The sequence below is a fragment of the Listeria rocourtiae FSL F6-920 genome, from assembly GCF_000525975.1.
GTDB classification, from domain to species: Bacteria; Bacillota; Bacilli; order Lactobacillales; family Listeriaceae; genus Listeria_A; species Listeria_A rocourtiae.
Map to the genome: position 1 here is coordinate 1 of NZ_AODK01000038.1, position 10,578 is coordinate 10,578.

The 10,578-nt window shown below is 44.8% G+C and carries 5 protein-coding genes, 1 rRNA gene and 2 pseudogenes; all 8 read left to right on the forward strand.

The features are described 5' to 3' along the window. A 5S ribosomal RNA gene (gene rrf, locus PROCOU_RS12455) occupies positions 1–101 on the forward strand; the annotation flags it as partial. Positions 102–247: 146 nt separating this feature from the next. Beyond that, the gene (locus PROCOU_RS12460) at positions 248–706 is read left to right on the forward strand and encodes a CtsR family transcriptional regulator (RefSeq protein ID WP_036072944.1); all 459 of its coding nucleotides are present in this window, start codon (positions 248–250) and stop codon (positions 704–706) included. Positions 707–716: 10 nt separating this feature from the next. Continuing rightward, complete coding sequence (locus PROCOU_RS12465) at positions 717–1,226, forward strand: UvrB/UvrC motif-containing protein (protein ID WP_036072945.1); 510 nt, start codon at positions 717–719, stop codon at positions 1,224–1,226. Continuing rightward, positions 1,216–2,245, forward strand: a pseudogene (locus PROCOU_RS12470) (protein arginine kinase). The gene PROCOU_RS12465 and the pseudogene PROCOU_RS12470 overlap by 11 nt, the downstream one beginning before the upstream one ends. 28 nt (positions 2,246–2,273) lie before the next feature. Next, entirely contained in the window at positions 2,274–4,778 is a 2,505-nt protein-coding gene (locus PROCOU_RS12475) for an ATP-dependent Clp protease ATP-binding subunit (protein WP_036072947.1), read from the forward strand. A gap of 125 nt (positions 4,779–4,903) precedes the next feature. Continuing rightward, positions 4,904–5,905: an aldo/keto reductase gene (locus PROCOU_RS12480; protein WP_036072948.1), complete on the forward strand. Its 1,002-nt coding sequence runs from the start codon at positions 4,904–4,906 to the stop codon at positions 5,903–5,905. 117 nt (positions 5,906–6,022) lie between these two features. After that, positions 6,023–8,629 (forward strand): phosphoenolpyruvate synthase, encoded by a 2,607-nt coding sequence (gene ppsA / locus PROCOU_RS12485; RefSeq protein WP_036072949.1) that lies wholly within the window; start codon positions 6,023–6,025, stop codon positions 8,627–8,629. 150 nt (positions 8,630–8,779) lie between these two features. Beyond that, positions 8,780–10,154: pseudogene (gene radA / locus PROCOU_RS12490) on the forward strand (DNA repair protein RadA). The last annotated feature ends 424 nt before the right edge of the window (positions 10,155–10,578 follow it).

A 10,578-nucleotide genomic window follows, 5' to 3' on the forward strand; every position in this document is an offset into this window, starting at 1 on the left:
GAAGAGGTCACACCCGTTCCCATCCCGAACACGGAAGTTAAGCTTTTCAGCGCCGATGGTAGTAGGGGGCTTCCCCCTGTGAGAGTAGGTCGTCGCCGGGCAATGTATATATTTTAAAAACACTAAACGATATAAAGTTTAGCGTTTTTTTTGTTTGAGAGCTAATTCTTTGCAATTAGGCTCTTTTTTTTAGTATAATTAAAGTCAAAAATAGTCAAAGTCAGTGTAGTGAAAGGAGTTCATCCTTATGAAGAATATATCGGATATCATTGAGGCTTACTTGAAGCAGGTTCTTGAGGCTAGTGAGGCTGTCGAGATTAAACGAAGTGAGATGGCAGATCAGTTTCAGTGTGTGCCTTCTCAGATTAATTATGTGATTAATACGCGCTTTACGATGGAACGCGGTTATTTGGTTGAGAGTAAGCGTGGTGGTGGTGGCTATATTAGAATTATCAAGGTTAAGATGAATGATAAATTGCAATTGTTAGACGCCATTATTGTGATGGTGCATGAGAAGAAGGTGTCGCAAAACTTTGCGGAGGATGTTTTGCTCAGATTGTTGGAGGAAGAGGTTATTTCTAAAAGAGAGGCGCGTTTGATGTTGGCTGCGATGGATCGAAATGTGATTGCTTTGCCTTTACCTGAGCGTGATATTGTTCGAAGTCGGATGCTTGAGGCGATGCTTGAGGCATTGAAATACGAGTAGGAGGCATTTTATGATTTGTCAGAGTTGTGGGGAGAATGAGGCTAATATTGAAATTAGACATGAATTTAATGGTCAAACTTTCTCGGTATTTTTGTGTAAGGGATGTGCGGAGGCACAGAGTATGGCTTATATGGAGGAGCAGGTTGCTGAGAATAGTGTGGACTTCTTGAGTTTATTGCAGAAGACGCCAGACAAAGATGTCGAGATGCTGGAGTGTGAGTATTGTGGAATGTCTTTACAGGCAGTGATGGATTCCTCTAAACTGGGCTGTGAGCATTGTTATGACAAATTTTCGGAGAATGTGATGCAGATGGTGGAGCGAGCTCAAAATGGGAATAAGGGCCATGTTGGGAAGGTTCCGCTTGCTGAGAAAGAAGTTTTGGCGGTGGAGGAACAGTTACAGGTTTTGCAGGACCGGATTGTTTTGCTGATTGCTGAGGAGGCTTTCGAGGAGGCTGCGTTGGTTCGGGATCAGATTAAGGCTTTGAAAGAGGATGGAGCTGGTTTGGATGGGGAATGAACATTTGTTTGAGCCGGTGCTTAGTTCTTGGTTGAAGTCAGTTGGGCCGGAGAATGATGTTGTGATTAGTTCGCGGGTGAGGTTGGCTCGGAACTTTAAGGAATGGAACTTTTCTGGGGCTGGTTTGGAGCTGTTGGAGCGGATTCGTGAGGTGTTTGGTGACGGTGAATTTCCGCTTTTGGAGATGAGGGATTTGTCGTTGTTGCAGCGCGGGATGTTGGTGGAGCGCCACTTGATTAGTCCTGAGCTGATGCGCCGGCATGAGTTTGGTGCGGTGATGATTAGTGAGGATGAAAAGGCGAGTGTGATGTTTAATGAGGAGGATCATATTCGGATTCAGTGTATGGCGCCAGGGCTCCAGTTGGAGCGTGTCCTGGATGCGGCATTTAAGTTGGATGATGCGTTTGAGAGGAAAATGCCATATGCTTTTGATAAGCGGTTAGGGTATTTGACGACGTGTGTGACGAATGTTGGAACGGGGCTTAGGGCTTCTGTGATGGTTCATTTGCCGGGATTAGTTGCAACAAAACAGTTACAAAAAAACGATAGAAGCGATTAGAAGGTACGGTTTTGTGGTAAGAGGAATGTATGGGGAAGGAAGTCGGCCGGCAAGTAATATTTTTCAGATTTCAAATCAAGTGACATTGGGGAAGACGGAGCTTGAGATTGTGCAGGATTTGTCTGATGTGATGGAGCAGCTTATTATGCAGGAACGGGTTTGCCGAACCAAATTGAAGCAAAAGTTCCATATTGTGATGGAGGATAGAATTTTCAGAGCATATGGGATGTTGAAACATAGTCGGATATTGGCACAGAAAGAAGCAGCGGACGCTATTTCTGACTTGCGATTAGGGGTGCAGATGGGATATATTGAGCATATACCTAGTCAAAAGGTCAATGAACTGATATTATTTTCGCAACCAGCTTTTTTACGAAAGTTTGCGCAGCGGGATATGAATGAATTGGAAGAAAAAGTGATTCGGGCTGCAGCTATCCGGGATATTTTGGATACATACTAAGCTTCGAAAATTGGAGGAGGAAACTACCATGATGTTTGGAAGATTTACACAGAGAGCGCAGAAAGTATTGGCTTTGTCACAGGAAGAAGCTATGAGGTTGAAACATAGTAATTTGGGAACGGAACATATTTTATTAGGGCTGGTTCGTGAGGGCGAGGGTATCGCTGCAAAGGCGTTATATGAGCTTGGAATTAGTTCAGACAAGGTGCAAAAGGAAGTAGAGAGTTTGATTGGTGAGGGTGAGACTGCCGTTCAAACGATTCAATATACGCCACGTGCGAAAAAAGTGATTGAGTTGTCGATGGATGAGGCGCGTAAACTTGGTCATACGTATGTCGGCACAGAGCATATTTTGCTCGGCCTGATTCGAGAAGGTGAGGGAATTGCGGCTCGTGTGCTTGGGAACCTAGGTGTTAGTCTGAACAAGGCGCGTCAACAAGTATTGCAATTGCTTGGTGGCGGTGATGGAGCGGCTTCTGGTCGTTCTACTAATACGCAGGCGACACCGACATTGGATAGCTTAGCGCGGGACTTGACGGTTATTGCCCGGGAAGAGAACTTGGATCCTGTGATTGGCCGTTCGAAGGAAATTCAGCGTGTGATTGAAGTACTTAGTCGCCGTACAAAGAATAATCCTGTCTTGATTGGGGAGCCTGGGGTTGGTAAAACCGCAATTGCAGAAGGTTTGGCGCAACAGATTGTGCATAATGAGGTTCCAGAGACACTTCGGGGAAAACGCGTGATGACGCTCGATATGGGGACAGTTGTTGCAGGTACGAAATATCGTGGAGAATTTGAGGATCGCTTGAAAAAAGTGATGGATGAGATTCGCCAGGCCGGAAATGTGATTTTGTTTATCGATGAATTGCATACGTTGATTGGTGCTGGTGGTGCGGAAGGTGCAATTGATGCGTCGAATATTCTGAAACCTTCACTGGCTCGTGGAGAGTTACAGTGTATTGGTGCAACGACGCTTGATGAGTATCGAAAGTATATTGAAAAGGATGCGGCACTTGAAAGGCGTTTCCAGCCGATTCGTGTAGAGGAACCGACTGTCGATGAGTCGATTCAAATCTTGCGTGGGCTCAGGGATCGTTATGAGGCGCATCACCGTGTTGCAATTACAGATGGCGCGCTTGATGCGGCTGTGAGGTTGTCGGATCGTTATATTTCAGATCGTTTCTTGCCAGATAAAGCGATTGATGTAATTGATGAGGCAGGTTCTAAGGTTCGGTTGAAGGCTTATACGACACCTGCGAATGTGAAGGAAATGGAATCCAACTTGGCAGAACTGAAAAAAGAGAAAGATGCTGCGGTACAAGGTCAAGAGTTTGAGAAAGCAGCTTCGTTGCGCGATAAGGAACAACGGTTAAGACGTGAACTTACGGAGAAGAAGAAGGATTGGCATGAGAAACAAGGCCAAGATAATAGTGAGGTAACCGAGGAGATTGTTGCTGAGGTTGTTGCAAGCTGGACTGGTATTCCGGTTATGAAGTTAGGTGAGACGGAAACGGATAAACTGCTAAATATGGAGTCGCTGCTTCATAAACGTGTGATTGGTCAAGATGAGGCAGTTAAGGCGGTTTCATTGGCAGTAAGACGTGCACGAGCAGGGCTTAAAGATCCGAAGCGTCCGATTGGGTCGTTTATCTTTTTAGGGCCTACTGGTGTTGGTAAAACGGAATTGGCGCGAGCGGTTGCTGAATCGATGTTTGGTGACGAAGAAGCAATGATTCGAATTGATATGTCAGAGTACATGGAGAAATTCTCAACGGCGCGTCTTGTTGGGGCTCCTCCAGGTTATGTCGGTTATGAGGAAGGTGGCCAATTAACGGAAAAAGTTCGCCAAAAACCTTATTCTGTTGTCTTATTAGATGAGATTGAAAAGGCGCATCCTGATGTATTTAATATGTTGTTGCAAGTGCTAGATGATGGGCGTTTGACTGATTCTAAAGGTCGGGTTGTTGATTTCCGAAATACGGTTATTATTATGACGTCAAATATTGGAGCGCAAGAGCTGAAGGATGACAAATCAGTTGGCTTCAATGTTTCTGATATGACCAAGGACCATAAGGCAATGCAACACCGGATGCTGCAAGAACTAAAAAAAGCGTTTCGGCCGGAGTTTATTAACCGGATTGATGAATCGATTGTTTTCCATTCGTTGGATGATAAGGAATTGAAACAAATCGTGACATTGCTTACAGAGCAGTTGACGAAGCGTCTCAGTGAGCGCAATATCCATGTTAGCTTGACAGAGAGCGCGAAGGCTAAAATTGCGAAAGATGGTTATGATCCAGAGTATGGAGCTCGTCCGCTAAAACGGGCGATTCAGAAAAATATCGAGGATCGATTGTCGGAGGAGTTATTGCGTGGAACGGTTAAAGTTGGCGATACGGTTGTTATTGGGACTAAAGGTGGCGAGTTGACGGTTCAGGTGAAGGAGAAGAAGAAAGTCGCTCCAAAAAAGAAAACCACAACGACTGCTACAAAGACAAAAGCAAAGACATCTAAGCCTAAGAAATCGGAATAAGTGATTTAAAAAGTGATGGGAATCTGAAATTGGATTTTCATCACTTTTTTGTTATTACTTGTGTTGGAGTGGACTTCAAGGTTTATACTACTGTGGAAGGCACAATTTTTTAGGAGGAGAAATAGATGGAATATATGAAATTTGGGAACACGGGTATGGATGTTTCGCGAATTTGTTTGGGTGCAATGGGATTTGGTGATGCAGAGAAATGGACGCATAAGTGGGTTTTAGATGAGGAGCACAGTCGTCCGGTAATTAAGAAAGCGCTTGAATTAGGAATTAATTTTTTTGATACGGCAAACATTTATTCACTGGGTGAGAGTGAGAAAATTCTTGGGAAAGCGCTGAAGGATTGGGGGAACAGGGATGATATTGTTTTGGCAACGAAAGTACATCAGATTATGCGCCCCGGTAAGCCGAATGGTGGCGGACTTTCGCGCAAGGCAATTTTGAGTGAGATTAACCATAGCTTGGAACGGTTAGGAATGGACTATGTGGATTTGTATATTATTCATCGATGGGATTACGAGACACCAATTGAAGAAACGATGGAGGCGTTGCATGATGTGGTGAAGTCTGGAAAGGCGCGTTATATTGGAGCGAGTGCGATGTATGCGTGGCAATTCCAGAAGGCTCAGCGTGTGGCGGAGCGTAATGGTTGGACGAAATTTATTTCGATGCAAAATCATTATAATATGATTTATCGGGAGGAAGAGCGTGAGATGGTGCCGTTTTGCAGGGATGAGAAAATTGCATTGACACCATATAGTCCGCTTGCGTCTGGTCGTTTAACGCGTGATTGGTCTGAAACAAGTTTGCGTTCGGAGACAGATCATGTGCAACATTCGAAATATGATGGAATGATGGAATCGGATCGCGGGATTGTGGAGCGATTGGCGGAAGTTGCGACGAATCGTGGCGTGACACGTGATAAGATTGCGCTTGCTTGGTTGCTGAATAAGAATCAGGTGGTCTCTCCAATCGTAGGTGCACAAAAAGAAAGCCATCTCGAGAGTGCGGTGGCTGCGCTTGATATTCAGTTGACCGTGGATGAGATGAGTTATTTGGAGGAATTATACGTACCGCATCCATTAGTTGGGCTGATTCCAGATCCTCGTAATGCGTAATGTGAGCTCCCCCCCCTACTCTAACTATACCATTTAAAATGGCTAAAATATAGACTTTTATTATTTTTTGTAACTGGTAAAATGGGGTAGTATATGAATAGTTGGGAGAGATGTTGAATGAGCTCATTTGTTCTAGATTTTCAGGAAATGACGGATAGGCAACTGCTACTCGTTGGTGGGAAAGGACTAAACCTTGGTAAATTGTCAAAAGTTCAAAGGATTCGTGTGCCAGCAGGTTTTTGTGTGACGACAGAGGGATTTCGATTGGCAGTAGAAAAGAACGATTCGTATCAAGCTTTGTTGGCTGAACTTGCCGATTTGAGTGTCGAGGATTTAGAGCAAGTTACGGAGATTAGTGGTAAAATCCGGGAGCTTATTGAAGGAATAGTAATGCCTTCTGAGATTGGGCGTGAGGTGACGCGTTACCTTTCTCGATTTGGTGAAGAGAATGCCTATGCAGTTCGTTCTAGTGCAACCGCAGAGGATTTACCACAGGCGTCTTTTGCTGGGCAACAGGATACGTATTTGAATGTCATTGGGGTAGAGTCGATTTTGCAACATATTAGCAAGTGTTGGGCATCCTTGTTTACTAATCGCGCGGTGATTTACAGGATACAAAATGGATTCAATCATCGTCAAGTTTATTTAGCGGTCGTGATTCAAAAAATGGTTTTTCCAGATGCTTCGGGGATTTTATTTACGGCTGATCCGGTGACTTCAAATCGAAAAATTGTGTCGATTGATGCAAGTTTTGGATTGGGTGAGGCGCTTGTTTCGGGGATTGTTTCGGCGGATTCATACAGAATTCGGGATGGCGTAATTGTGGATACAATGATTGCTACTAAAAAATTGGCGATTTATGGCGAGCAAACTGGTGGAACATTGACGCGGAAACTTGATGTGAAGCAACAAACAAAACAAGTTTTGACGGCGGAACAAATTTTAGAGTTGGCACGGATTGGTAGGCTCCTTGAAGGATATTTTGGTGTGCCTCAAGACGTGGAGTGGTGTTTAGCTGAGGGACTTTTTTATATTGTGCAAAGCCGGGCGATTACGACGCTTTATCCGATTCCTGTGGCGGATGATGATGCGAACCGGGTGTATGTGTCTGTTGGACATCAGCAAATGATGACGGATGCGATGAAACCACTAGGGACTGATTTTTATTTGATGACAACGCCGGCCCCGATGCGAGTCGCTGGTAGTCGTCTGTTTGTTGATATTACGGGGATGTTGGCGAGTTCGGCTGGGCGAGATAATTTAGTGAATAATTTGGGGCAGTCGGATCCTTTGATGAAAGGTGCTTTTGAGACGATTATTGCACGGGAGTTTGTGAAGGTTGTGCCGAATGATGAAAAAGTGCTAAATGTTGCGCCAACGGAGGAGAACTCGGATATTTTTCAGGCGCGTATTGAAAATGACCCAGGGATTCCAGCGGTATTGATACGTGATAGTAAGGCTTCACTTGAGGCTTTGAAGCTTGAAATAGAGCGGAAGTCGGGGACGGATGTTTTTGATTTTATTGTGGAGGATTTTCAAGTTTTGAAGAAGTATTTGATGAATCCACGGAGCAGTGCGGTATTTTTAACGGCTATGGAGGCGTCTACATGGTTGAATAATAAGATAGAGGTTTGGCTGGGGGAGAAGAATGTAGCAGATGTTCTATCTCAGTCGGTGCCCGACAATATTACATCAGAAATGGGATTGGAATTGCTAGACTTAGCGGATAGGATTCGGCCATATCCTGAAGTTGTGTCGTATTTAGAGCGTGTGAACGCGGATGATTTTTTGTCTGAGTTGAGCCGGTTTGACGGGGGTGATGAGTCTGCGCAAGCGATTCGGGATTATCTTGCTAAATATGGTGTACGTTGCGCAGGGGAAATTGATGTTACGAAAGCGCGTTGGGTGGAGAACCCCGCGATTCTAATTCCGATGATCCTTAGCAATGTTAAGAATTTTGATGCTGGTGCGAGTGCGATAAAATTTGAGCAGGGACGACGCGAGGCTTTGGAAAAAGAGCGGGAAATTTTGACACGTTTGAAGTTGTTGCCGGGCGGTGAGTTGAAAGCGCTGGAGGCGGAGCGTGTGATTCGCTTGATTCGGAATTTTATTGGATATCGGGAGTATCCGAAATATGCAATGATTAGCCGCTATTTTATTTATAAGGAAGCTTTGATGCGCGAGGCTAGAAAGTTAGTTGAACTGGGTATTATTTATGAAAGCGAAGATGTATATTATCTTCATTTTACGGAATTTCGCGATGTTGTTGAGACAGGAGAAGTCGATTATCTGGTTATTGATGCGCGTAAACAGGCGTACGAATTGGATAAAAAATCGACGCCGCCACGTATTATCACTTCGGATGGGGAAATTATTTCTGGGAGCTACGCTCGAGAGGGTATTCCAGATGGAACACTGGCTGGTTTGCCGGTTTCAGCTGGAACAATCGAGGGACGTGCGCGAGTTATCTTAAAAATGGAAGATGCCGATTTGGAACCAGGGGATATTTTGGTTACGACTTTTACAGACCCGAGCTGGACACCGCTTTTTGTATCAATCAAGGGCTTGGTTACAGAAGTTGGTGGTGTCATGACACACGGTGCGGTGATTGCACGCGAGTACGGATTGCCGGCGGTGGTAGGCGTTGAAGGGGCCACGAAGCTGATTTTAGATGGGCAACGGATTCGAGTTCATGGAACGGAAGGATATATAGAATTACTGTAAGAAGATAAGAAGAGAGGGCGTGATTGCCTTCTTTTTTACGTGAAAAAGTGAGAATCAGGCTTGAAAATGGAATTTTGATGTTGGGTGATTTTTAGTGTGAAAAGTATGGTAGAATAGGGACAGACATGAAATTTGGAAGGTGATTTAAAAATGGCGAAAGCGAAGCGTAGTGTGAAATTTATGTGTCAGGAATGTGGTTATGAGTCACCAAAATGGATGGGAAAATGTCCGAATTGTGGGGCTTGGAATCAGATGGTAGAAATGCTTGAGCCAACAAAAAAAAGGGCGGTCATCGTTTACGCATACGGATGAAGTATCTGCTGCTGTGCCTATTACGAAGATTACGAGTGATAATGAGCCACGGTTTTTGACGCAGATGCCGGAGCTTAACAGGGTGCTTGGTGGCGGAGTCGTGCAAGGTTCGTTGGTGCTCGTTGGTGGGGATCCAGGAATCGGAAAATCAACGTTGCTGTTACAGGTTTCGGCGCAGCTTACGACAACTGGGAAACGTGTACTTTATATTTCTGGTGAGGAATCGGTGAAACAGACGAAGTTACGGGCAGAGCGATTGGCTGTGACGGGGGACAATTTGTATGTATATGCGGAGACGAATTTGGAGGCGATTCAGCAGACGATTCAGCATGTGAAGCCTGACTTCGTGATTATTGATTCAATTCAGACAATATATCATCCAGATGTGACGAGTGCGGCGGGGAGTGTATCGCAAGTTCGGGAATGTACAGCGGAGTTGATGCGGATTGCAAAAGGTGGAAATATTGCGGTGTTTATCGTAGGACATGTGACGAAGGAAGGCGCGATTGCTGGACCACGATTGTTGGAACATATGGTAGACACGGTACTTTATTTTGAAGGGGAGCGGCATCATGCTTACCGAATATTGCGAGCAGTGAAGAATCGATTTGGATCGACGAATGAAATTGGAATTTTTGAGATGCGCGATATTGGGTTGGTGGAAGTCGCGAACCCGTCTGAGGTATTCTTGGAAGAAAGGCTGGACGGGGCTTCGGGCTCAACGGTTGTTGTTTCGATGGAGGGAACGCGGCCAATTTTGGTAGAAATCCAGGCGCTTATTTCACCGACGATGTTTGGGAATGCGAAACGGATGGCAACCGGGATGGATCACAACAAGGTATCACTAATTATGGCGGTGCTTGAGAAGCGAGTTGGACTATTATTACAAAATCAGGATGCTTACTTGAAGGCGGCTGGTGGTGTGAAGCTGGATGAGCCTGCGATTGATTTGGCAGTGGCAGTGAGTATCGCGTCAAGTTACAATGATAAGCCTACAAAAAATACGGATTGTTTTATCGGCGAAATTGGTTTGACGGGTGAGATTAGAAGGGTTTCGCGGATTGAGCAACGTGTACAAGAGGCTGCAAAACTGGGCTTTAAGCGAATTTTCATCCCAGCGAATAATCAAGGGGAGTGGAAGCTTCCGAAAGATGTTAGTATTATTGGGGTTACGACGCTTGGTGATGCGCTAAGTAAGGCGTTACCGAAGTAATCTAGGTGCGGGTTTGGGACAAAACTCCAAATGAGATAAAAATCGGCTACCTACTTTTCGGGTAGGATGAAAATTTTTGCTTCATACAAATTGATCGAAAGTGTTTGTATTCAAGGTATTTGGAAGGATTACATGATGACGGAAAGCAGGGAGAGGGTAGTTTCCTCGGGCCATGCAAGAAGTTAAGCGAAGTGTAGCAGAACTGGAAGTCTGCTAAATCAATAAAGGATTACATGGTCGCTGTCGCTTTGCTCGCATGTATATTGGGATTGTAGCTCATTTTATTCGAACAGTCGGGGAGGATTACATGGTCGCTTTGCTCGCATGTATATTGGGACTGTAGCTCATTTTATTCGAACAGTCGGGGAGGATTACATGGTCGCTTTGCTCGCATGTATATTGGGACTGTAGCTCATTTTATTCG